This window comes from Paenibacillus sp. NN59, assembly GCF_057597225.1.
In genome coordinates, this window is sequence record NZ_CP199678.1 from 4,447,844 (window position 1) to 4,470,862 (window position 23,019).

The window sequence follows — 23,019 nt, forward strand, 5'->3', positions numbered from 1 at the left end:
TTTAGATCGACTTTTCATAATAAACCTCTCTCATAAAATTAGGAGAATAATATATCCATATCTTCTTGATTCAACTTATGTTCTGTGAGATCTACAATATCTTCACTACTTGCTGTTACACCAATTTGGGAAATTTCGGTTAACTTACAATTAAAAACTCTAAAAAATTGATCTATTGTCTCCTTGGAAAAAAGTTCTCGATTATATGTTAGATTTACAACAAACCGCCTTTTTTCTATATAAATGTTTATGTCCATTAGACAATTCAAGTCGTTGGAGGGACAGACGTCAGGACTATAGTTCATATTTGAGATTGAAAAGAACGTGTTTTCTAATCCATTATCCATTTCCCCCAAATAATTCAGCCTGATTAACTTATTTTCATCCACTCCACTCAAATTTTGTAAATAATATTGCATACCATATCCTATACCATTGAGAGGAATTGTTCTTAATTGTTTAGATACTGAAACAACCTGTTCTTCCAGAACATCTGATTCAATTGAGAAACTTGCTGGATAAATACTCGTGAACCAGCCAACAGTATGAGAAATATCAAATGTCTCGTCGAACTGTTCTCTACCATGCCCTTCTAACAATAACGATACATATTTTTCTTGCGACATCTCTACAAGCGTCAATACAATCGCTGCTACAACAAGCTCCTTTGACTCTGTCTTCATACCCTCGTTAACCTTCGTTAGAATACGTCCCGTTACATCTGCCTCAATTATTTGTTGTTCAAGCACTAAAGATGAAGGGGTTAAAGTATTATATTTCTTTTGTTCGCTTATCTTTACATAGTGGATTTCTGATACTACATTTGCCCAGTACTTTTTATCTGCATGTAAAGAGGCACTTTGAGCATATTTTAACAATTCAGTTATCCATAGTTTATAAGAACTACTTTTTGAAGCTTCGTGAATTTGATGTTGAATTATACCGCTAAGGAACAGATTTAAATCCTCTAAAATAATCCTCCAAGAAACACCATCCATAATTAAATGGTGAGCAATCAAGGAAATCAGCGCGCCATCAGAAGTATCATAATATATTGGATAAAATAGCGATGTTCCGCTCATGGAAATATTCTTTTTTACTTGCTTGTCAACTTGATAGATTTCCTCAGCGATTTCGCTCATGTTCTTTTCTCTCAAATCAACATACTTGATCGTAGAACGTACTGATTTGTCTTGATACTTTAATAACAATCTTTTTTCATCAAAAGTAATTCTTAAAGAGTCATGAGAATCTATTAAATAAGACATTGCAAGACATAACTGTTCATAAGTAATTTCCCGTTTAAGTTTTAAATGAACTGATTGCAAATAATGATTTTTATTTTTCAAATTCCTTTTCAAAAACCAGTTAATGATTGGAGAGTTTGGTATATAGCCTTCGGAAAAAATAGGATCTTCGATTCTTGTCGTAGGTTGATTCTTTGTAACCATGCCAGAAAACTCTCTAATAATAGGAAAAAGCAGTATATCCCTTGCTTTAAGTTCTATTCCCTGCAATTTTAATATTGAGGAAATCTGTATTGCTTTAATTGAATCTCCACCTATAAAAAAGAAATTGTCATTTAAAGAAATTTCCTCTACTCTGAGCACTTCTTTTACAGCCAAAAGAACTTCGTTCACTGTAAATGAGTTAAAGTTTTCTTCTTCCGGTATCAGAAACACAGGTTCCGGCAATTTTAAGCGGTCTATTTTCCCATTCAAAGTAACTGGAAATTGGTCTAAAATTTCAAAATGAGAAGGAACCATATAATTTGGCAACAGGAGTGAAAGGGATTTCTTCATTTGCATTACAGAAATCTCCTCCGATAGTTCCACGTAAGCAATTAACATATCCATCCCATTAGGAGCTGAGTATTTTACAACTACAGAGTCTCGCACTCCAGCGAGCTTGCAAAGTACATTTTCAATTTCTAAAGTTTCAATTCGATATCCATTGATCTTGATCTGGTCGTCAGCTCTGCCTACATAAAACATGTTTCCTTTTTCATCGAGATATGCTATGTCTCCCGTTTTATACATAAGACTATCATGTATGAAGGGATTTTCCACAAACTTCTCCTGAGTCATATCTCTACGATTAAGATATCCTCTGGCCACTCCAGCACCAGATATATACAGCTCTCCTTTGGACATAAATGGAACTGTATGTAAATTCTCATCTAAAACATAGACTTTCATATTTTGTATAGGTCTACCTATACTTACAGAACCAGAGGGATGATTAACTTCGTCTTCCTTATACAAATGAATCATGCATCCTACCACTGTTTCGGTAGGTCCATATTCATTGAATATCTGAATCATTCCCTTATAGTGTTCCAATGCATCCTGTGCAAGCTGAGCCTTTAAATCTTCTCCGCCAACAATCAAAGTATTCACGGAGCTGTTTGAGATCTTATTTTCAATCATCAACTTTAGATGTGACGGAGTTAGTTTAATTACTGTTGAATAGTTCTCAGTGAGAATTTTATCGAGCACGAATTCATCAGATGACTCAGGGTATATCATAGCCTTGCTTCCACAAACCAAAGGTGTAAATATGGATGTCAGGGTTAGATCAAATGAGAAGGACGAATATACCGGGAAGACCTCACGACCTTTTACATAAGTTGAACATGCCCAAGAAATATAATTTAGTAATCCGCCATGTTCAATCATGACTCCTTTGGGAGATCCCGTTGAGCCTGATGTATAAATAATATAAGCAAGTTGACTTTTTTCTGGTAAGCATTCTAAATTTTCAATGTCTTTAGTAAAGAAATCTTCTGAACTAATTTTAATAATTTCAATTTCATTCTCATAAATCGAAATATTGTCTAAATTAGTAATAATAGCGTTAACATTACTATCTTTAATCATGAACTTTATTCTTTCCGAGGGTAGCCCTGGATCTATTGGCAAAAAGGCCGCTCCAGCTTTTAGCACCGCCCACATGGCCATAATGGCTTCTAGAGAATGAACAGCATTTATAGCTATAATATCCTCTGGCCCTAATCCTTTACGTTGCAATAAACGGGCCAAGGCATTCGATCTTTGATTCAGCTCATCATATGTCCAAAACTCTCCATCCTTTTCCAAAGCAATTTGGTCAGGCTCAAGTGCTGCTTGTCTATAAAATAATTCTACTATACTGCTGCTTTTTTCAGTTATATCTTCTGTTCTATTCCATTCGTACAGTATTTTATCTTCATATTTCGGTTCTACTAATCTGACATCCTTGACGATTTTATCTGGCTCAAGTGTAATTTGATCTATCAAGTAATTGAACGTTTGCTCTAACTGTTGTATTTGAAAAGCAGTATAATCTCTAATTTTATATTCAAAATCAAGTCGAATGCTTCCATCCTCGTACCAATCTTTAACAAAAACTTGCAATGAATAAATTTGGTGCCCTGAGAAAAAATCCAAAGTTTCTATATCTATATCATGGCAACGCTCGGGGAGTGCAGCGTTACTATAATTGATGCAGTATTGAAATAGTTGGTCTAATCCCTGCTTCTTTAACATGATATCATCGACCAAAGTATCATAAGGATACTTTTGATGTGAATAATATTGTGATAGTTCTTTATTAACTTGAAGCATAAATTCCATGTTCGTTAACTCTTGACTCACATTTATTTTAAGAGGCATCGTGCTTGTAAACATACCAAAAGTAGCTTTTTCTTTATGTCCAAAGCGATTGAAAATGGGTGTTCCTACTACTATCTCATCACTTTTATTCATTTTTGATAAATATATGAACATAACCGATGTAAAAAAAGCAGCAATTGTAATTGAATACTCCTGTGTGTAGTTTCTTATACGTTGAGAACGTTCTGGAATTATTATGGATGTCAGCCTCTTTGCTTCAGTCCTGTCACTGCTTTTAGAATATGTAATATGTGACAAATCTGAAAAACGCTCTAACCAAAATTCTTTATCTTTAAGAAACCTTGATGAGTTCTCATATTTTCTTTCTTTATCTAAGTAATACGAATAATCCAATTGCTCATATTTGATTTCTTTCCCAAAAATCTTACTCTGATACGTTTCAACGACCTTCTCAGCAACTAGCTTGATGGACCAACCGTCGCATATTATATGATGTGCCTTAAAATAACAACCCATTTGGCCATTTCGATCAATAAACACCATAAAATCAAAAAGGGGATGTTCTAACATTTCAAAAGGCTTGTTAAAATGGTTTCTGAACCACTCTCTAGATTCAATATCCATTTTCATAAAATCCAAAAGAGGTACCTTATGCTCAGACTCATCAACATATTGAAATATCTCCCCAGAGTGTTCTTTCAAACGAATTCGCATATTGGCATTATTAAAAATGATTTGCTCAATACTTTCCTCAAGTAAAACAAGATCCATAACTTGAGTAAAATAAAAAGCGCCACCTATGTTATACAAGGAACTTTTAGGATAAAGATTTTCAATAACCCATACTCTTTTCTGTGGATGAGATAAGGGAAGTAACAACAAGACCACTCCTTATGTATGTTCATAATATAAGCACCAACCATGCTTTTTGTTCTCTAGCAGGGCTAGATGATATGGAAAATAGTTCTTTACCAGGAAATAACACAATAAAACCTCTGTAAAAATATTATAATCCAACTTTTTTTAAATAAAATATTTATTTTCGTTTTATGTAAAATTGGATACAGACTTTAAAATATGGTATTTTAAATCATGGTTAATTAATAATATAATTTTCTTAATCTATTAAAAAATTTATATTGTATAAATTACAATAAAAGGAGGCTATTCATATGGAACATATTACACTTTCTTCTTATGGCATTGAATATATCCTGCCTGGAGTCGATTTCTCATTATCTACAACTAACCAAAGTATACTTCTTATCACCACTTCTCAAACAACTATTATTTCTAAAAATGGGATCGAAAGGGAATTAAGTGGTGGATGCATCCTCATTGATCAAAACTTCACTCTAAAGAATACCAATAACTCTCCTGTTGAAATTCATAAAATTTCCTTTAGTCATTCCATTCCTTTAACGGAAGATTCACCATTAATTATTCATTTACCCTCAAAAATACAGATTGTTTTAAAGAGAATATTCACGGATTTGAGCCACTCCCAAGTCATTAAACATCTGTTCAACGAAATTGAAAAAGAGATTGAATACCTATTGATATCAAAACTTCAAAACCCACATACTTGTCATTTTGAGACTCCTGCAACACAACAAGAATCTCAAAAAAAAATTGACAAAAGACTAATTGTGGTTCATCGGTATATCCGTAAGCACTTTGCAGAACCGTTAACCCTTCAAATACTAGCGGATTTAATCGAATGTAATCCAGTATACTTAAGCAATAGTTTTTCAAAAATATTTGACGTATCCCCAATGAAGTATCTGCAACAAGTACGGATGCAAAGAGCTTGTACACTATTAAAAGAATCATCAATGAATATAAAAGAACTTACGACTGTTATCGGGTACATATCCAATTCCCAGTTCTCAAGTATATTTAAAAAATACTTTTCATGTACTCCAGCAGAATACCGTAGAAATGCTCATACTAAACTTTACGAAACGGAGCCTGTAACTAGATGAGTACGTATTCAGAAAAGGAAATTGTTAGTTTAATCGGAAGTTTTTTAGAGTTGATTGCAGTTAATGAGATTAGACCCACCGATGAATTAAGTAAACACGGGGTTGATTCTGTTAAAATAATTAGATTGGTAGTTAAGCTAGAGGAACATTTCGACATCAGCTTTGAAGACGATGATTTAATGATGGAAAACTTTAAAACCGTATTAGATATCGTAAAAATGATTAAGCCTAAACTATTGAATAAATAGTTTTACCGTGGTTTAGAATACAAAGAAATTAGCTCAAAAATAAATGGTTTATATTTCTAAACCTTTGTCCACATGTGTATAAAACACCTTTCAAGTTCTAATAACCAGTTGTCGGAAATGAACCGGCGACTGGTTATTTAGTTTTGTTTGAATGCGAATTGAGTTATAGTAACTCATGTAGTCTCGAACGACTTGTACTACGATAGCCGTCATTATAATGGTTAACGGTTCGAGATAGAATGTTTCAGACTTTAGCGTGGAATGAAACGATTCAATGGGGGCATTATCAGCGGGCGTACCCTTGCGGGACGTGCTAATGCCTCTTCCCTTTACAGCTTCTTGATATGCTTGTGAAGTATACACACTGCCCTGGTCGCTATGAAGCACTGTGCCTAGTAAATTCGGTAACTGGCTGAGAATGTCCAGCATAAATGCAGTATCTTGCTTGTCAGCTATACTGTAGGTCACAATCTCGCCGTTAAACAAGTCCAAAATACTCGATAGGTATAACATTTTTCTACCAAAAGAAAAATACGTGATATCGGTTACAAGTTATTGCATGGGAGTCTCGGCTTTGAATTGACGCTTTAACACGTGTTCTGCGATGTAGGCCGGTTGCCCCGTAGGTCTACGTTTCTTCATTCTGACAAGGCACTGTAACCCTTCCCGCTGCACACGTTTGTGATTCATCTGATGCTCTCTCCGAAGCAATGCCGTGATACAGAGTTCTCGAATGATTTTTACGATGATGTGATCTTTGCAATGATTCCCATAGGCTGCTTCCAGCGACAGTAGGTGGCACGAGAAAATCCAATCCATGCACATCCTGGCTCACACTGACCTCTCCACGGATGGACTCGATCCATTCGACGATGTTTTGAGGAGACACCCCTTTCCAAAACCTTGTGCTTTTTTAGTACGTCAATTTGTTGCTTCAAAAAACGATTCTCTGCCTTAACTGTCTCTAGTTCCGACGCATATTCGCCCCTTTAACATAGCGATACTGTTTCACGTTACCAAGAAGCTGAGTCGTCTTTCTTTTGAAAACATAAAAAAGAAACCCCTTATGTATCAAGGAGTTTCCTTTTCTGTAAGATGCCGAGGACCGGGATCGAACCGGTACGGTAGTCACCTACCGCAGGATTTTAAGTCCTGTGCGTCTGCCAATTCCGCCACCCCGGCGTATGTAATATTTTCTTGGCGACAAGAAATATCTTACCATGAATAAATTAATAATGCAACCCTTTTTCCTAAAAAAATGAAACAGGCACTGCAAGCGCCAGCTCACAGTGCCTAGAAAGTCCGAGTTGCGGTCCCGGACTTCCGGTAAACCATCTATATTAAGGGAGGTGTGAGATAAGAATACCTCTCCAACATTAAAGGAACCTAAAATCAGCATTAAATTAAACTAAAAAAGCAAAATAGGCTTCACACGCTCCACCTGCTCCTCACTACACTCTACAAAAATTAGCATATGACCTTGCAATAGCCAGTCCTCGTAATGACGTGCGTCAACTTCCGGAATGCCTGCTTCTGTCAGCGTTAGGACCAGATCATCCGTCTCACTTCCGATCTCATTGCCCGCTAATCTTCGCACTGCCTTCCCGATGGATGCGGTCTGATCCATTCGTTTTCCGAGCCCTGCTAATATGCCCTTCAACGCTCCAAACGCTCCGTCCGTTCCAGCACCTTTTAGCGGTTTGGGTAACCCTGTCCTCTCACTGATCATCTCCAAATCCAGCTGTTCCTTGCCTACAGCCCCCAAATATTGATCTTGGATGCCTTCCTTCTTTAAGGCATTCAACATAATAATTGCTTCGTGCTCCGAATGAGCAAGCCCAACAAACAGTTTCGTCATGCGGTTCCCCTCCTCTTCCTGATACCTTATATAACCCTGTAGTTTATGTTTAGTAACGTATCTTCACTTGCTAAGTCAATTCACCTACATCAGCTTAATCATTTCTCTACTGGAAATCTATACCTAGTTCTGATAGACTAGATAAAGAAGACAAATTAACCATTGAAAATATCGACATATCGATGAACATCTTATAAATCAGGAGCAATGACTTATGAAAAAAGAGGTAGAAATTGCCATTCGCCGCAATCAACAGATCATGGTTCGGAATACAAGCGGACAGACCGTAACCGGTTTTCCAGAGCGCTCAGCAGACAGCTCTATTCTCTCCTTACGAACTGTACAGGGAAATGTGTGGATTCCGTTTGATGAAGTCGAACAAGTCACTCGCCTGTTAACCCTTCGTTCTCACCATCTGGGCACGATGCAACTCGTTTAGGCACTTGTGCGCAAGCACATTCAATTCATTTGCTCTCCTTACAGAGAACTTAGACAGACACTAATAGATAAAGATACACTGTAGGTGAGAACCTCGGTGTTTCTACTACAGCCAACTTATATTTAAAAACCAGACGCCTCCAACGTCTGGTTTTTCTTATGGTAACTAATGATGCGGATTACTTCACTACAAATTTAACACGCGTACCATCCGGATATGTACTTAGTTGATTGCCTACCCATGAGCCTGCACCGCGATTATCCTTTGGCGTAATGTACTGGATATCTGCATCTTTACCACCCTCCGCACACATCGCCATAGGCCACTCATCCCGATCCTTGCCTTTTTTGACCGGTACACCTTTCAGTGACAGTTCCCTGTTTCCTTCAGCACCTTTCCGGTCAATTGTACAGACATCGGAATGCCCCGCTTGAATCGCCTTTCGGATATGGTTTGCTGTTTCGGGATACCGCTCTGCCGGAAAAGTAATCGTATGATCTACACTCTTGTCGGTTGTTTTGAACGGAGAAGGAATATCCAGCGGCCACTCTCCTCCTGCCAAGGCATATAGAGCAATCACAACCATGCCGACTAAGGTCAGTATTTTACTTTTGAATCCCCGGCTTCCTCTCTTGCTTCTTCTGCTACGTCTCTTACTCATGATGCGCCTCCCCCATGTAACACTAACATCCATAGCATTATAACAGAACGCCAGTTCGTAAAACAATCTATTCCACAACAAAATTCAACATAAAAAAAACAGCCGGATCCATCCGGCCGCTCACTGCATATCTTATCCTGCGTTAAAAATACTCTGTGTACTTAGAAAAGGCACTGTCACCTGAAACTCTGTTCCTTTTCCTTCAGCACTATCTACAGTAATACTACCGTTCATTAATTCTAATAGTTCTTTGCAGATTGTTAATCCAAGCCCGCTGCCTCCGAACCTTCTTGCATGTGAAATATCCGATTGCGTAAAGGCATCAAACAGTTGGTCCATCTGATGAGACGGAATGCCGATCCCTGTATCCCGTACAGAGAAAGCCAACGTGGTCATCTCATGCGATTGCTGCTTGACATCCACGAGAAGCTGCACTTCCCCTTGCTCCGTAAACTTGATGGCATTGCTCAGCAAATTATCCAATACCTGCCTTAATCGCAGTGGATCGCCCCAAAGCACATCAGGAACATTCAGATCAGCATGGCAAACTAAACGAATTTGTTTATTCATGGCCGCCAGCTCATGTGTCTTCACGATTTGCTGAATCAGCTTCAATGGCTGGAATTCAATATGCTCCACTCCCATTTTGCCTCTGCCAAGCTTCGCCATATCCAGACTGTTGTTTACGATGTTCAGGAGCGCCTCCCCGGACTGACGTGCCAGATCCAGGTATTCTTTTTGCTCTTCGGTAACCTTGCCCATTCCCGCAAGCTCGATCATGCCCATGATGCCGTTTAACGGTGTACGAAGCTCATGATTCAACTTGCCGATGAATTCCAGCTGCCCTCTGCTTGTTTTCTCAGCCATAGAAGCTGCCGTCTTCAGCTGCTGCTCCGCATATTTCCGTTCAGTGATGTCATATTGAATACCAACAAAATAAATACACTCACCAGATTCATTGAAAATGGGATCGATGTTCAGCTCATTCCAGAATTTCTGACCACTTTTGGTATAGTTTAAAATTTCAACCTTAATGGATTGTTTTTTACTTATTGCTTCCCGAATGCTTGAAACGGTTTCGGGATCTGTATCTGTACCCTGTAGAAATCGGCAATTCCGCCCGATCGACTCATCGTGCGTATATCCGGTCAGACGGGTAAAATGTTCGTTAACATACATGAGCGGAAGCTCAGGCGAGGTAGCGTCAACTACGGTAACGGAGGATTTTAATTTCGAGATAATAAATTCCCATTGCAAGGGAAGTTGATTATATAAACTCATGCCTGTGTCTCCCCCATCTCACATCCTTAACTCCAGATGGTATGTGTTGATATTAAACAATCTATTTTATTGTACCACAGTTATTCAAACAATGTAGTTCTTGGGTAATAGTTCTTAATCATATCAATCTTTATCCATTTACAATAACTTGCCTACACTCAAAAACACATAGATAAAGTTTATTCATCATCGTCCGGCGTTGATTGTCTACATTTTTTCCAGGCGCAGACCTTAAAGGCGGGGTCGTTAATAGCCCGACGAGGAAGGAAGATCGACGATGAAAACTCTCTTTTTTATATTTATGATGTTGTGTATCATCAATCTGTGTTTCCCCAAATTTGGCTGGTATCTTCGTTATGGCTGGATTGCGCAAGGTGAGACGGAACCCAGCAAATCTTACATGACGATGGTGCGAATGTCTAGTCTGTTTATGCTGCTTACTGCTTTTACTCTTGCTATGGCGTAATACAACAATACATTTGTAAAAAGACCAGTTGCCTCCTGCGCAGCTGGTTTTTCGTATGCACTGACGGGAATATGATAACTTTGTTTGTGGTGTTACTACAGTGTGCGCCGTAAGATAAATGATATAGATGTATCGTTGCAGAAAGGACACATTGGTATGAACATCGCATTTTATCCGTTCTGGGCGGCCAGAACACTGCTCTCACTTATACAAGTGATCTCAATCACAACCTTGACCTGCCTAATCTACAAACAAACGGAATCGATTGGATTTGCACTGCTACTCCTGTGCGTTTACTTGCTAGCTTATGCGGTAGCAAAATTCACATTCCATAAGTTGATGAAACACTGTATATTTTCAAGACTCCTGATCGGTATTCCTGTGACCAAAACATTGTTGCTCATCGGCATCGCGTCCTCTCTTCCCTACCTGAGATTACATATTGCAGTTATGTTTCTGGGGGCTGCACTTCTCGCTATAGTCAACTGCTGGGAAGCCTTGGTTCTGAAGAAACTCCAGTCAAGACTGATGAGAGGCGAAGATATAGCTAAGGCGAGTAGCCTGCTCTCATTTTCAAACTATACAGTGGCTGGTATTGGACTCGTCATGACGATCATCGCGATCCTATATTTAGGGCGAGCACAGGTGCTTTGGGCGGCTGTGGCCCTTTCACTCGTTGCACTCGCTCTTACCGTGACCGTTCATCACTTAACTCATAAACGCTCCAATACTTCCATAAGTCTGGACATCAGACGCCCCTTGCATAAATAAAAAAGACGAGCATGGTCAAAACTGCTCGTCTTAGGGTTACCAGGCTGCTTCTCTTTCGAGCAGCTTATTCGTTTTCTTTTTCCGAAATGGATCCTGAACTTCTCACATCTCACCCGCTGTCTAATCCAATCGGTAATCTGTTAGCGGTTTGCCTTTCTTATAATACAAATTAGGGGATAATATATTGAAAAAAATATGCACATCCGGCAGTTCAGCCTTCTCTAGAATAGACTGCATGGATGCTGCAATTCGATCATGTATCTCCTGATCACGCTGAAACATCAAAATCTCTATGGATGCCGGGGAAGGTGTCAAAGCTTGTACATCATGACGTTCTGCTTTCATTCGTTCCTGCGGAATATGAGTGATTAAGGCCATTTGTTCGGTAATTTGAGGCACAACTTCCTCCAGCTCTGAACCCGTAAATCCTTTAAATCGTATAAACGGCATTGCTATCCCTTCAATCTCTGTTAGTAGTCTCCTTATGTGATTTTAAGCACATTGTTTTCAGTTGTCAAATGTCATTCATGTCATATTGGACTGTAAAACAAGAGCAAAGCCCCACCAAAGTCTTGGTGGAGCTGATGCACGCGCGTCTGACCGTTATCTTACAGCCAGAAAGATTTGGTGATGATGACGAGCAAAATGAAGAGAACGAGAATTGCGCTAGTCGAAGTCCACGCTCCGCCAAATCCACCAACATTGCCACAACCGTATCCAACATGACTCATTTGATTGGCCTCCTTTGAATTTCAAGGTATGCCATAACATATGCGTATTTCCCTCCAGTGACCGGGCGAATGTCCAAGTCTCATGGCCCAATCCTTGGGAGTGTATCATCTTCAATGATAAGGGCTTTTCTGCCGGGCCTGTACGTTGAATCTAGAACAAAAGCAGAATCACCTCATCGGTTCAGGTACGACTTGGCCTATAGTCCAAATCGTCTTATGTAACTAACCTTTAATTCCTTCGATTTGATCAAAAATGGCTTGTCCATCATAACTAGAGTCTCGTTCTATATCTTTCTTAAGTAATACGAGATCAGTCATACTGGTGCTATTTCCACCAAGAATACTAAATGCCCCCAGAATCCATAAAAACGAATAAAACACTAAGAATAGGCCTTTTTTCATTGCTCTCTCTCCCCTCTAATCATTACTTAAACTTGGAATTAATTCCTTTTAGGAATACGTAAAAAAATGGATAATGGTTTCACTTGAATTCAACTAATATAGCTGGTTGTGAAATGGGATTCATTCCAAACCGTCCAGAAGTGCCGCCGCCTCTTCATGGTTCGGATCTATTTGAATTACACGGCGAGCGTAGACAAGTGCCTCCTGTTCCAGTTCCAACTCATAACAACACACAGCCAGATCATACAATACCGTTATGTGTTGTGCATCAGATTCAGCAGTCAGTGCGTCAAGGTCACCAGTCAGCAATTCCTCCAGGAACATTTTAGCCTCTTCATACATAAACATCTCCAATAGTAACTGACCTGATACGAAAGCAACCTGACTCCGATGGTCCATTGGATAATAGGAGGACCACATTCGTCTGATGCCAGAGTGAAGGTCAAACATCTCCTCATCGCTCGCGTCCGCCAAAAGATCTTTGAACCGAGGGAACGCAACCATCAGAAACTCGGTGTCGTTCCCGCCCAATCTCCAGAAAGCCAGAAGTTGCTTTAGCTCCATCTGTTCCACCTTAAGGTCTGCCCATTCTTTTAGACTAAAGAAATCATCTGGGCCAAAGCGTTCAACAAAACGATGGTAAGCCAGCCTTGTATTCACATAGCTAATTGAATCTTCCAGCATTAAAATCATGCCAACGTTCAGATCCTTATAATGATGTGCCGTAAAATACGTAGAAGCACCCTGCTGTTCCATTACAGCCTTTATCGCATGATAATTAGCTGAGAGCGAGAAACTGCCATGAAACGCGAATTCAGGCGGCTCTGCATATTTCCAGTAATCCAGCCGATGATCCCCTTTATCCGCCGTAATTAACACATAACCTGACCGGGAAAGCTTGCTTAATCGTTCGAGACATCCTAGTCCTGTGGAGGGAAGCAGAATATGCGAATCTTCTAGCTCAGCACGGTACAGCGAAATCAGCTCGGCGTATGGGTAAGTCTCTTCCATATACTCGGGTGCGGGACGATAGTTATATTTCAGTGTCATATTTTCCAGGATCTCGGCAGGGTTCTGTTCTGCTACATGCTGTGGAAGTTCTACAAGTAGATCACACTCAAACACTTGCCCCTCCCCAATGTAAATCAAGTCCTGCGGAATGCTATCAAAGAAGTAATTGGCAATGAGTAGCAGCGGTTGTTGTAGATCCCCTTGCCTTATTGTTTTTTCGGACATAACCAGATTCAACGCTGTATCGTGCACCGCATCAAAACGTGCAAAATCCAGTACTCCCTGCTCTATGTATGTTTGCATCGAAGGATGCTCTTTCCAGGCAATCACATTCTCCATAGCCAGGTCTGTCATCACATAACGGAAAGGCGGTAGCTCCATACCCGCAATTTCCTTCAAAGCACACAGCTTGTTGAGCACCTGGTGAGCCAGTCTTCCTGCTCCTGCACCAAGTTCAACGATGGTAACCATCTCATGCTGTTCACCTTTGAACGTCAGATCCTGTAAAAAGCTGAAAATCATTTCAGCATAGGCTGTTGCAATGAATGGATTGCTCGTAATATACTGTGGCACCTGGTGATTCTCCCAAGCTTCCAATCCCATCTGTTCATAATAAGCTCTCTGCCAATCCCAAACCGGCGCTTCACTAAACCGCACATACCGGCCTTCGTTCTTCATCATCACTTATATCAAACTCGCTTTCTATCTATTTATTAGGACCACGTCATCTAATTCTATGAAGAAAAACAATTATATCATATCCTTCTTATTTTACTTTCTATACTCTATTTATTCTTCCCCGAATACAGAGCGTCATTCCTTTCTGCCCTCTCTACAAAAAAAGCCTGCTCCGTATGGAAACAGGCACAACGCCAAATAAAATTGAAATCCATAAACTTCGTAGCAAATCAAAAAAGATTGGATTCGCATTTATATTTCTTACAAGCGAGTAACCATTAGTCAGAGTACAAGACACCGTCGAAGTTCTCTGGACCTACACGAACGGTACCCAGCAAGTTCGTGCTGATAAAAGCCGTATACGTTAATTGTGGTGTAATTGGTGGGTTGTAATCGTCCGCAGAGAATGTAATAACTTGTGGTGCCAGAACGCTCAAGTTAAACGTGGACGTTGCAGAATAAATGACAGGATCTGTGGAGACGGTTCCCCGAACTACCGTGATCGTTACACCAACGAGTGCCAAAGGAAGCTGCAGAGTCACGGTTCCTTTGAATTGAACCCGAGGGTTCGCTCCGATTGTGGCTGTTGTCACCAATCCAATCTGTCCAAACAACTGTGGTGTGTTAATGACGAGAATCGGAATAGCGATGGAGTTAGCCAAACTCGCATTTTGCGAGGTTCTTGCATCAATTAACTGAGTCATGAAATCTACCTCCTATAGGTGGAATTGAGATAGTATATGCGAGAATGATCATCTGGCATGGACATCCATCCCATCATTGAAAAAAAGTCGTATAGAAGCCAATAAAAAAATAGAATCGTACCGTTTTTATTCCTTAGCTAAACTATACGTCGTTCCCATCTATGAAAATAGAAGTCTATGAAAACAGAAAAAAACCCTTGCATCGCAAGGGTTCTAAAATATGGGCCCTACAGGACTCGAACCTGTGACCAATCGGTTATGAGCCGACCGCTCTAACCAACTGAGCTAAGGGCCCTGAACAAATAATATATAACAGTGTAGATGGTCGCTGTAAACCATCCAGTAAAGCTATATTGCGGGGGCAGGATTTGAACCTGCGGCCTTCGGGTTATGAGCCCGACGAGCTACCGGGCTGCTCCACCCCGCGTCGTTAAAATTAATAAACAGCGACTTAATTAATATACACTATTACTCCATCATAAGTCAAGGGGTAATCTCAGGGAATAAATCGCACACCATACCGACCTTTACGTGAACGATACACTTCAACTTCTTCAGGCTCATTGTGTCCGTAAATCCAGCCATCCTGCTCCAGTCTTTTTGCTAGGCAACCTGCTTGAAATTTCGTTGCATACAGCTTGCTGAAATATATCCATTTCATCCTGCTCGTCCTTTCCAAAGGGTTCATATACTGCTGTTAATTGTAGAATACCCCAAATTCCTAAAAATAGCCGCCAGAGATGATAAAATCTCCAGCGGCCATTATTTTTTTGTAATAGACGAAGGTTACTTGGATGTTACTGGTGCATAACTTATTGGAATGTTGCTTTAGGATCTTTTTTCAACTTCGCAAGCATCTCATTCCCTTTGGCTGCCCATTCACCCAGTGCTTCTTTTGGTGTCTTTTTATTTTCTAACACTTGATTAAAGTACTCCATACCTTTGTCACTTACCTGCCACAGTCCAGGCATTTTCTGATACATTTTATCCAGATTCGTGTTGGTTGGCGGCACCGGCTTCAACGTGTAGAACGCCTGAATATTGTAATCAAGTCCGTCTTTTGGTTTAATGAAGCTTTTCCGGGATACCAATTCATAGCTGCTACGTGCCTTGATCTTAGCCCAATCCTCGCTATTCATATACTTGATCAGTTCCCAGGCATCATCCGGGTTCTGAGCGGAGCTGTTGATTGCCATCAAACTGCTAAGATAGATGTTGCCTCCGACCTCAGGAGCTTCTGGATGAACGGGAGGTGTAACTACATCCCAATCTATTTTCGTAAAATCTTTCATTTTATCTGCATTTTTATTCGCATCAATTAATTGATTGATGTAATTGTAATCCCCGATCGCCATTGCTGTTTTGCCACTAAGGAACAAGTCGCCCTGAACAGGATTGTAGCGTCCTTCTGTTTGCTGATCTTGTGGCTCGTCACCTTTCGGGATGACTTTATCAATCGCCAGCTTGCTGACCGTACTCCACACTTTCTCCCATTGCGGAGAATCTACGGTCATCTTTTCTGCCTTGTCGTCAAAGACTTTCAACTGCAGCGAATTATAATACTGTTGCATAGAGTAGTACGGAGAGCCGCCGTTATATGTGCTGAACGACATTCCGAAGACATGATCTTTACCTTCGCCTTTAGTAAGGCGAGTCGCCAGATTAAAGATATCGTCCCACGTCATGTTGTCCGTTGGTGGTTCAACACCCGCTTTTTCAAACATTCCCTTGTTATAAAACAGAGCAGAAGAAGAGAAGGTTGGTGTCAGCGCATAGATGTTCTGGTCACCCAGATCTTTGATCCCTTCAAGCACACTTGGCACAATGTCGCTGGTGTCAAATTTGTCTTCCTGCATTAACGGATCAAGTTGCTTAACCATGTTCTCCTGAATCAACGACTTGATCGTAGCCGTATCTGCTACAACGACATCCACCGGATTATCTCCTGTCATAATTTTCTTCAAACTCTCCATGGTATCTGGCATTTCGTTTGCTTGTTCGGAATTCCCAAAGCCATACATACTGCCCTGATCAACCGCAGGCACGATTTCTACCGTGACATTTTTGTGTGTGAGTTCGAAAGCATCCGTAAATTGCTGACGGAAATAGCTGTCATCCTGTCCTCCCCAGAGTGTCGCTACACGCAGCACACGCTGTTCATTATCTGTATTCTCACTCGCTGTACATCCTGCGATAAGTGGCAATGCCAGTGTTGCTGTTGCCATGATGGCCAGCACACGTTTTCCCCACAACCTGTTTTTCATCTCCCAGTTCCCCCTCTTAAATTATCTTGGCGGTGTAATAACAATACGTTCACCGTCAAACTCCAATGTCGCTCGGCTATCAATGGACAAGGCTTCCAGATACTCTTTTGGCACCTGAAGCCGCCCCGCACGATCAATAATGACAAAAGCTTCATGAACGTCAGGCGCGCCTGCTTCAGACAGCCCCTGATCGTCATCCAGATTCGGATTACGTTTCACAAATTCAGTACTGGTCAGGCCATCCCGAATCGCAACGATCCGATCAACCTTGCCAGCAAGCGTCAAGTCATGGGTAACAATGACAATGGTGACGCCAAGTTCCTTATTCATTTTGCGAAAAATGTTCATGATTGTATCACACGTCTCGGAATCGACGGAACCTGTAGGCTCATCTGCCAGCAAAATTTTTGGCCGATTGGACAAGGAGATCGCAATCGCTACACGCTGTTGCTCCCCGCCCGACAGTTGATGCAGTTTGTTATGCATACGATCCTTCAGACCAACCCATTCAAGTAACTGCATAGCGTACTTACGATCACGTTTGCCACCCAAAATCATCGGTGTTTCCACATTTTCCAGTGCGGTGAGATAGGGCAGCAGATTACGACCGTTATTTTGCCAGATGAATCCAACCGTGTGACGTTTGTATTCCACGAGTTGAGCATCCGTCATTTTAAGCAGATCCCAGTCCCCAACCACCGCCGTGCCAGCGGTAGGGCGGTCCAGGCCGCCAAGGATGTTAAGCAGCGTTGATTTACCACTACCGCTGTTGCCAATAATCGCCATCATTTCGCCTTGATTGACGGTCAGATTGAGACCTTGAAGGGCAACGACTTCCACATCGCTGGATTTAAAAATTTTGACAAGTCCTTCGCATTGGATCACGTTTACCTCTCCTCTCCCATTTTGACCGCCTGATGAACTCTGAGCCTGCGAATCTGCCAGAGCAACATCGATGCTCCGATAATCAGCATAACTACGGTTACGCCGTACAGTTGCAACATATCCTGCTGTTCAAAGACGATGCGGAATGGCGGAACTTGCGCAGACACATTATCGGTCGTTTGCAAGAATGGCAGGAAGAGCCTGCTTGAAACCTGACCGATACTAATCCCCAGCAAGATCGAAAGCCCAGCGGTGAACACCTGCTCCAGCAATAACATACCGCTAAGCTGTGCTCTGGATAGACCCATAGCCCTCAGGACACCAAACTGTACCACGCGTCCCGAGAGGTTGAAGAACCAATAGAGCACGTAACCGATTAACGAGATGATCACCGATACAAGGAATCCCAGACTCAGAATGCCGAATACCCCGCCCCTGGATGGATGTTTTCCCTGAGTGACCAGTTCAGTCCGCACATCACGGACAGAGGATAGCTCAATGCCTTCTGCCGCGAGTTTCTCCATTAATGGAGCTACCTTGGCATCCGGTTTCATTTTTAACCATACCTCGTAGGGCATTAGCGGAACCTGATCATAAATATAATCCAGATTAGCCACGAAGAATGGCATCTGATCCGGGTATTGTGAAGGCCAGTATGGAATAATGCCAAAAACTACAAATTCTATCGCTTGACCTTGTATCCCCATGGAGACCATGTCTCCCGTTTTGAGCTTGAACTTGTCAGCAAATTTCGAAGAGATCAGTACAGCCCCTTCATATTTACCAAGCAAATCAAGATATTTGTAAGGATGTGCAGGGAATAGATCGTTACGGAACCAAGCTACTTTGGCAAAGTCTACATTATCGATACCAACGAGCATCCCTTGTCCGCCGGATTTCCCTGAGACAATAATGTTGCCCTTCGTTTGCAGTACCCGTGCAGCATGCTCCACACCGTTTAATTGGCGGAACACTTCAAATGGGGGCTCGGAGTATATGATTTTGGTTGGTTGCGATGAACCGCCACCGCCACCGCCGCCACCTCCTGGAGCTCCACCACCGCCATTTCCTCCACCAGCGCCACCACCGGCCCCTCCGTTGCCTCCACCTTGCTGACCGCCGCCTGATCCGCCGCCTTGTCCAGAACCTCCTGGCTTCACCTCGGGAGTTCCTTCCCATACCGTTTGTATAATAACATCCGAGCCATAACGGTAAAGCGTACGTTCTGTTGAATTCAAATCAATGGTTCGCGCTGCGGCCGAGTTATACACTCCAAGGCCGAGCGTCAGCACTAATAGAATCATGAGCGGATAATAGGATGAAGATGAACGGGATAACTGTGTCAACGTCAGATACATTGGAACTGGTAATAACTTGCGTCCGATCAACTGTATCAGTTTCAAAATCCATGGGAACAAACGCAGGAAAAACAGGCCAAGCGCAAAGATCGCTAGTGCAGGTACAAAGAACAGAAACGGCTGCACCTGTAACTGATCTGTCGTCATCCCCGTCTGGAACGTCAGCATCTGACGTTCATAAAACAGATAGTATCCGTATCCCGCTAGACCGAGCAGCCCCACATCGAGGAACCATCGTTGCCACAGCGGCGCACGATCGGTACGTGCCTGGCGCCTTTTAGCGGATACAATCGTTGCCCGTGCGTACGTAATTGCCGGAATCAGTGATGCAATAATAGCAACCAGTACCGCTGCCACGCCAAGCAGAATCGCTTCTTTGGATACGCCAATCGGAATGGATTTTCGATCTACAAAGGATAAGAATCCACTTGCCGAGCCGATACTCTTCGCCATGAACCATCCGAGTAGCGGCCCAACAACCAGTGCAATCGCGCCCAGGAAGATGCCTTCAAGCAGATAGAGCGAGAAGATCTGACGAGCCGAGGCTCCACGGCTACGTAGCACAGCGATGTCACTTTCCTGCTTTTGCAGGGATTGTCTGGCATTCATTGCGATGAAATAAAAGACCATCGCAATCATCGGTGCAGCAAGTGTAAACAGCATCGTCTGCAGCTGCAGACTCTGGCTACGGAATTGTTTGAGCAGATCGCCGAAGGTAATATCAACCTTGGTATCTTTCAGCCGCTGATAGAGATCAATATCCAGCCGTTCCAGCACAGAGCTGAGGCCAGATAACTGGCTGGTTTGAACCTCTTTAAGATCAAATGCATAGTACCAGCGTGAATTCTGTAGTGGAATACCCTTTTCTTTGAGTAATACGTCATTAAAAACCGATTCATTCACATAAAGTCCATTCATCATACCGTCGAAGCCTTGAACCCAATACGGACTATTCGGATTGTCGGCCTTGAAGGAACCCGTAATTTTCACACGCAACGTAATATTCAGACCGCTGTAGATCGGGTATTCCAGAATATCCCCCACATGAAGATCATTCCGGTACATCCCTTCTTCCAGCATCACAGCTTCGATGATGTCGTCCTTGACCTGATTCCCAGGTTTGACACCCGCCGAGTAATTCACCTGATCATCCAGTCCACTCATCGTACCCAGTGTCATACTCCGCACACGGCTTGCATCCACTTTGGTCGGATCTTCAGGACTGACCTCTGTACTGCGAATGGATCTCGAATTCACATACGTATGAAATGGAAATCCAATGTCGCGAGGAACATCCTCGCGAATGTAGCGATTCACCTCATCCAGTCCTCTGGTATCGGTCTTTGCACCGCCGGGTGCTTGGTAACTCATCAACAGCGATCCTGCTGGTAAACCTTCACTGTTATCCTGCAGCGTCTGCGCGACAACCCGTTTCAACGCACCATCGGCATACATTGGAATACTGACGGTGAACGCTACCGCCACAATCAAGCCGATTAATGTGCTGAAAGTCATCCAGCGTGTGTTCCACATTTTGCGGAACAGCAGCCGAAGCAATGGCAGCCCCATTAGCGTCCCACAACTTTCTGACCAACCGTCAGACCTTTCAGAATCTCGACATCGGTTGATGTCTGCTGTCCAACCTCAACGTCCACTTCACGCTTGCTTCCATCATTCTCGATCACCTGTACATAGGTTCTGGAACCGATGGAGCGCAAAGCAGATACAGGAATGACAATCGCGTTCTCGGTGCGCTGAGTTACGATCGAAACCGTTAAAGGCGTACCGCGTTCTACATTTTTAGGCATCTTCGCCAGAGTAACAAGGACATATTGATCCAGCGTTTCCTTCGCCGGAGGTGAGCCTCCTTGGCCCTGACCTGATCCATTGCTATTATTGTTACTTGAAGCTTCAGCCGTAGGCATTGCTTTGATCTTGCCGGCCACTTTGCCAGCACCGTTGATGTCAACTTCAGCCTTCATGCCAGACGTAAATTTCTCTAGATCCTCCTTGGCAAATGTAGCCGCCACAACCAGGTTGGACGTATCCGCAATGGTCGCAATAGGATCATACGCTTTGACCGATGCGCCCTTCTCCACTTGAACCGCAATCACGGTACCTCCAAAGGGAGCCGTCAACGTGGATTGTCCCAGCTTTTCTTCCAGATCAGCAAGCTCCTGACGAAGTTCTTCAAAAGCAATGGTCGCTTCTTCAAACTCCACCGGGTCCATCTCGTCCTTCTTGCGCAGCGTTTCCTTCATCTGTACTTCCGATTTGCGAATCTGAAGCCGCTTGCCGCGAATTTCCTTTTCCACACTTGTTACGTCAAGGACAGCGAGAACCTGTCCTTTCTTCACTTTATCCCCCGTTTTTACATTCAATTCCTTAATGTGCATGCCATCCAGCGTAAAATATACTTTTTCTTCACGCTGACTCATCATCTTGCCACTACCGCTCACCTTTTTCTCCAGCGTCTCCGTACGGACTTCATATTCCGGTTTTTTGGAGATCGTTGGCGGTGTTATTGGTGGGAGCACCTCTTCCTCCGACTCAGATGGTAGCAATGAACAGCCTGACATCGTTGCAGCGAGTATTGCACCAAGTACAATAAGCGCTGTGCGTTTCCCCCTCTTCGGAACGGCACCTTTACGTGAGAAATCTGCCGTCCGCCATTTCATAAACATGGTCCGCAACCTCCAAAATTGTAGGATCGTGTGTAGTCATACATATCGTTACTTGTTCTACTTCAATGATATTGCGGAACACAGCCATAACCTGTGCACCCATTTTGGAATCCAGCTCCGCCGTTGGTTCATCCGCAAGCAGCAACCGAGGCCTGTGTGCAATCGCTTTAGCGATGGCCACCCGCTGCTGTTCCCCCCCGGACATCTCAAAAGGCCGGTGCTTGACACGTTTGCTCAGTCCAACTAGATCCAGACAGTGACCTACTCTGTCTTTCCATTCCGACCGCGGTACATCCGCCATACGGAGCGACAGCTCTACATTTTCCCAAGCAGATAATAAAGGCATGAGTGCATACGCTTGAAAAATAAATCCAATCTCTCTGCGCCGCAAAGCGGTTCGCCGTTGATCTCCCCAATCCTGAAGAGGCTGTCCGGAGAATAGAATCTCTCCACTAGAAGGCTGGTCAAGTCCGCCGAGCATGTTCAGCAATGTTGTTTTACCTGAGCCAGACCGTCCTTTCAGCATAACAAGCTGCTGCGGCTTTACTTCCATATCAATGCCTTTGAGCACATGAATGATACGACTGCCTGTCTGAAAGCTACGATGAACGTTGCGTACCTCCAACACGGGTCCATCATACGGAGGCAACAGTTCCTTTCTCGGCTTCGCTTTGGTCTTCTGCGGTTTTTCCTCTATGGCTATAGCCGTTGCTGACTCCTCCATAGCAGATACCTCATCTGACGTGAGCGCTTCCGCGCTTAGAGGCTCGGGCTCCGTTATGTACGAAGGTTCTTCCGATGTAGCCCTTTTCTCCAGCTTAGGTTGTTCCTGTTCGCGTTTATCACCCGATTGGCTCTTGGCAGTTCTTTTCCTTGAAAATAACTTTTTCATGCCAGCAATCACGCTCATCCTCTCTTGTTATGCCGCGCATTTCCTTCATGCGCCCTAAATCTAGAAATCTGTTCCATGCTACACTGA

Annotated in this window: 22 protein-coding genes and 3 tRNA genes; 5 read left to right on the forward strand and 20 right to left on the reverse strand. The window is 42.6% G+C overall.

Features of this window, described 5'->3' with window-relative positions:
- Positions 1–38: 38 nt before the first annotated feature.
- The gene (locus ACT89M_RS19500; RefSeq protein ID WP_487344782.1) at positions 39–4,502 is read right to left on the reverse strand and encodes an amino acid adenylation domain-containing protein; all 4,464 of its coding nucleotides are present in this window, start codon (positions 4,500–4,502) and stop codon (positions 39–41) included.
- Between the two features lie 284 nt (positions 4,503–4,786).
- Here ACT89M_RS19500 and ACT89M_RS19505 point away from each other — a divergent pair, with 284 nt between their 5' ends.
- Both ACT89M_RS19505 and ACT89M_RS19510 read left to right on the forward strand, forming a co-directional pair.
- Positions 4,787–5,599, forward strand: coding sequence for a helix-turn-helix transcriptional regulator (locus ACT89M_RS19505; RefSeq protein WP_308722808.1), 813 nt, complete (start codon positions 4,787–4,789; stop codon positions 5,597–5,599).
- A complete protein-coding gene (locus ACT89M_RS19510; protein WP_154888180.1) occupies positions 5,596–5,847 on the forward strand; it encodes an acyl carrier protein in 252 nt (83 codons plus the stop codon). The genes ACT89M_RS19505 and ACT89M_RS19510 overlap by 4 nt, the downstream gene beginning before the upstream one ends.
- A 90-nt stretch (positions 5,848–5,937) precedes the next feature.
- On the opposite strand, the gene ACT89M_RS19515 is transcribed toward ACT89M_RS19510, so the two are convergent.
- The 4 genes from ACT89M_RS19515 to ACT89M_RS19530 form a co-directional block, all read right to left on the reverse strand.
- Positions 5,938–6,387 (reverse strand): DDE-type integrase/transposase/recombinase, encoded by a 450-nt coding sequence (locus tag ACT89M_RS19515; RefSeq protein WP_261769249.1) that lies wholly within the window; start codon positions 6,385–6,387, stop codon positions 5,938–5,940.
- Between the two features lie 12 nt (positions 6,388–6,399).
- A complete protein-coding gene (locus ACT89M_RS19520; RefSeq protein ID WP_154888176.1) occupies positions 6,400–6,666 on the reverse strand; it encodes a hypothetical protein in 267 nt (88 codons plus the stop codon).
- A 277-nt stretch (positions 6,667–6,943) separates the two neighbouring features.
- A tRNA-Leu gene (locus ACT89M_RS19525) sits at positions 6,944–7,029 on the reverse strand.
- A 226-nt stretch (positions 7,030–7,255) separates the two neighbouring features.
- Positions 7,256–7,705, reverse strand: a complete 450-nt coding sequence (locus ACT89M_RS19530) for a general stress protein (protein WP_308722809.1) — start codon at positions 7,703–7,705, stop codon at positions 7,256–7,258.
- A gap of 214 nt (positions 7,706–7,919) precedes the next feature.
- Here ACT89M_RS19530 and ACT89M_RS19535 point away from each other — a divergent pair, with 214 nt between their 5' ends.
- Complete coding sequence (locus ACT89M_RS19535) at positions 7,920–8,144, forward strand: hypothetical protein (RefSeq protein WP_145331980.1); 225 nt, start codon at positions 7,920–7,922, stop codon at positions 8,142–8,144.
- Between the two features lie 178 nt (positions 8,145–8,322).
- Here the strand turns inward: ACT89M_RS19535 and ACT89M_RS19540 are convergent, their stop codons facing one another.
- Positions 8,323–8,805, reverse strand: a complete 483-nt coding sequence (locus ACT89M_RS19540; protein ID WP_090923716.1) for a NucA/NucB deoxyribonuclease domain-containing protein — start codon at positions 8,803–8,805, stop codon at positions 8,323–8,325.
- 132 nt (positions 8,806–8,937) lie between these two features.
- Entirely contained in the window at positions 8,938–10,086 is a 1,149-nt protein-coding gene (locus ACT89M_RS19545) for a sensor histidine kinase (protein ID WP_308722810.1), read from the reverse strand.
- Between the two features lie 301 nt (positions 10,087–10,387).
- Between ACT89M_RS19545 and ACT89M_RS19550 the strand changes: the two genes are divergently transcribed.
- Both ACT89M_RS19550 and ACT89M_RS19555 read left to right on the forward strand, forming a co-directional pair.
- A complete protein-coding gene (locus ACT89M_RS19550) occupies positions 10,388–10,552 on the forward strand; it encodes a DUF6199 family natural product biosynthesis protein (protein ID WP_487344783.1) in 165 nt (54 codons plus the stop codon).
- A gap of 156 nt (positions 10,553–10,708) precedes the next feature.
- Positions 10,709–11,323 (forward strand): hypothetical protein, encoded by a 615-nt coding sequence (locus tag ACT89M_RS19555; protein WP_308722812.1) that lies wholly within the window; start codon positions 10,709–10,711, stop codon positions 11,321–11,323.
- 120 nt (positions 11,324–11,443) lie between these two features.
- On the opposite strand, the gene ACT89M_RS19560 is transcribed toward ACT89M_RS19555, so the two are convergent.
- The 13 genes from ACT89M_RS19560 to ACT89M_RS19620 form a co-directional block, all read right to left on the reverse strand.
- Positions 11,444–11,773: a DUF1904 family protein gene (locus ACT89M_RS19560; RefSeq protein ID WP_090923720.1), complete on the reverse strand. Its 330-nt coding sequence runs from the start codon at positions 11,771–11,773 to the stop codon at positions 11,444–11,446.
- Positions 11,774–11,931: 158 nt separating this feature from the next.
- Positions 11,932–12,054 (reverse strand): sporulation protein YjcZ, encoded by a 123-nt coding sequence (locus ACT89M_RS19565; protein WP_090923721.1) that lies wholly within the window; start codon positions 12,052–12,054, stop codon positions 11,932–11,934.
- 222 nt (positions 12,055–12,276) lie between these two features.
- Positions 12,277–12,456, reverse strand: coding sequence for a hypothetical protein (locus tag ACT89M_RS19570; RefSeq protein ID WP_154888164.1), 180 nt, complete (start codon positions 12,454–12,456; stop codon positions 12,277–12,279).
- Positions 12,457–12,576: 120 nt separating this feature from the next.
- Positions 12,577–14,148: an SAM-dependent methyltransferase gene (locus ACT89M_RS19575; protein WP_154888162.1), complete on the reverse strand. Its 1,572-nt coding sequence runs from the start codon at positions 14,146–14,148 to the stop codon at positions 12,577–12,579.
- 275 nt (positions 14,149–14,423) lie between these two features.
- Positions 14,424–14,849 carry a hypothetical protein gene (locus tag ACT89M_RS19580; RefSeq protein ID WP_154888160.1) on the reverse strand — a complete coding sequence of 142 codons (426 nt, stop codon included), beginning with the start codon at positions 14,847–14,849 and terminating at the stop codon, positions 14,424–14,426.
- Between the two features lie 221 nt (positions 14,850–15,070).
- Positions 15,071–15,144: transfer RNA gene (locus ACT89M_RS19585), tRNA-Ile, on the reverse strand.
- Between the two features lie 58 nt (positions 15,145–15,202).
- Positions 15,203–15,276, reverse strand: a tRNA-Met gene (locus ACT89M_RS19590).
- Positions 15,277–15,345: 69 nt separating this feature from the next.
- A complete protein-coding gene (locus ACT89M_RS19595; RefSeq protein WP_167375813.1) occupies positions 15,346–15,510 on the reverse strand; it encodes a hypothetical protein in 165 nt (54 codons plus the stop codon).
- Between the two features lie 151 nt (positions 15,511–15,661).
- Positions 15,662–17,113: an ABC transporter substrate-binding protein gene (locus ACT89M_RS19600; RefSeq protein ID WP_090923724.1), complete on the reverse strand. Its 1,452-nt coding sequence runs from the start codon at positions 17,111–17,113 to the stop codon at positions 15,662–15,664.
- A gap of 21 nt (positions 17,114–17,134) precedes the next feature.
- Entirely contained in the window at positions 17,135–17,998 is an 864-nt protein-coding gene (locus ACT89M_RS19605; protein ID WP_090923725.1) for an ABC transporter ATP-binding protein, read from the reverse strand.
- Positions 17,999–18,000: 2 nt separating this feature from the next.
- On the reverse strand, positions 18,001–20,925 hold the full coding sequence (locus ACT89M_RS19610) for an ABC transporter permease (protein ID WP_154888158.1): 2,925 nt from the start codon (positions 20,923–20,925) through the stop codon (positions 18,001–18,003).
- Positions 20,925–22,040, reverse strand: a complete 1,116-nt coding sequence (locus ACT89M_RS19615) for an efflux RND transporter periplasmic adaptor subunit (RefSeq protein WP_154888156.1) — start codon at positions 22,038–22,040, stop codon at positions 20,925–20,927. The genes ACT89M_RS19610 and ACT89M_RS19615 overlap by 1 nt, the downstream gene beginning before the upstream one ends.
- A complete protein-coding gene (locus ACT89M_RS19620) occupies positions 22,003–22,950 on the reverse strand; it encodes an ABC transporter ATP-binding protein (protein ID WP_261769239.1) in 948 nt (315 codons plus the stop codon). The genes ACT89M_RS19615 and ACT89M_RS19620 overlap by 38 nt, the downstream gene beginning before the upstream one ends.
- Positions 22,951–23,019: the final 69 nt, after the last annotated feature.

Coding starts and splice junctions, on each gene's coding strand:
- ACT89M_RS19560 (WP_090923720.1), bottom strand. CDS start 11,773: ATGCCGTTTATACGATTTAAAGGATTTACGGGTTCAGAGCTGGAGGAA.
- ACT89M_RS19535 (WP_145331980.1), top strand. CDS start 7,920: ATGAAAAAAGAGGTAGAAATTGCCATTCGCCGCAATCAACAGATCATG.
- ACT89M_RS19540 (WP_090923716.1), bottom strand. CDS start 8,805: ATGAGTAAGAGACGTAGCAGAAGAAGCAAGAGAGGAAGCCGGGGATTC.
- ACT89M_RS19575 (WP_154888162.1), bottom strand. CDS start 14,148: ATGATGAAGAACGAAGGCCGGTATGTGCGGTTTAGTGAAGCGCCGGTT.
- ACT89M_RS19620 (WP_261769239.1), bottom strand. CDS start 22,950: ATGAGCGTGATTGCTGGCATGAAAAAGTTATTTTCAAGGAAAAGAACT.
- ACT89M_RS19550 (WP_487344783.1), top strand. CDS start 10,388: ATGATGTTGTGTATCATCAATCTGTGTTTCCCCAAATTTGGCTGGTAT.
- ACT89M_RS19580 (WP_154888160.1), bottom strand. CDS start 14,849: ATGACTCAGTTAATTGATGCAAGAACCTCGCAAAATGCGAGTTTGGCT.
- ACT89M_RS19615 (WP_154888156.1), bottom strand. CDS start 22,040: ATGTTTATGAAATGGCGGACGGCAGATTTCTCACGTAAAGGTGCCGTT.
- ACT89M_RS19530 (WP_308722809.1), bottom strand. CDS start 7,705: ATGACGAAACTGTTTGTTGGGCTTGCTCATTCGGAGCACGAAGCAATT.
- ACT89M_RS19570 (WP_154888164.1), bottom strand. CDS start 12,456: ATGAAAAAAGGCCTATTCTTAGTGTTTTATTCGTTTTTATGGATTCTG.
- ACT89M_RS19600 (WP_090923724.1), bottom strand. CDS start 17,113: ATGAAAAACAGGTTGTGGGGAAAACGTGTGCTGGCCATCATGGCAACA.
- ACT89M_RS19505 (WP_308722808.1), top strand. CDS start 4,787: ATGGAACATATTACACTTTCTTCTTATGGCATTGAATATATCCTGCCT.
- ACT89M_RS19610 (WP_154888158.1), bottom strand. CDS start 20,925: ATGGGGCTGCCATTGCTTCGGCTGCTGTTCCGCAAAATGTGGAACACA.
- ACT89M_RS19545 (WP_308722810.1), bottom strand. CDS start 10,086: ATGAGTTTATATAATCAACTTCCCTTGCAATGGGAATTTATTATCTCG.
- ACT89M_RS19555 (WP_308722812.1), top strand. CDS start 10,709: ATGAACATCGCATTTTATCCGTTCTGGGCGGCCAGAACACTGCTCTCA.
- ACT89M_RS19565 (WP_090923721.1), bottom strand. CDS start 12,054: ATGAGTCATGTTGGATACGGTTGTGGCAATGTTGGTGGATTTGGCGGA.
- ACT89M_RS19510 (WP_154888180.1), top strand. CDS start 5,596: ATGAGTACGTATTCAGAAAAGGAAATTGTTAGTTTAATCGGAAGTTTT.
- ACT89M_RS19595 (WP_167375813.1), bottom strand. CDS start 15,510: ATGAAATGGATATATTTCAGCAAGCTGTATGCAACGAAATTTCAAGCA.
- ACT89M_RS19520 (WP_154888176.1), bottom strand. CDS start 6,666: ATGGATTGGATTTTCTCGTGCCACCTACTGTCGCTGGAAGCAGCCTAT.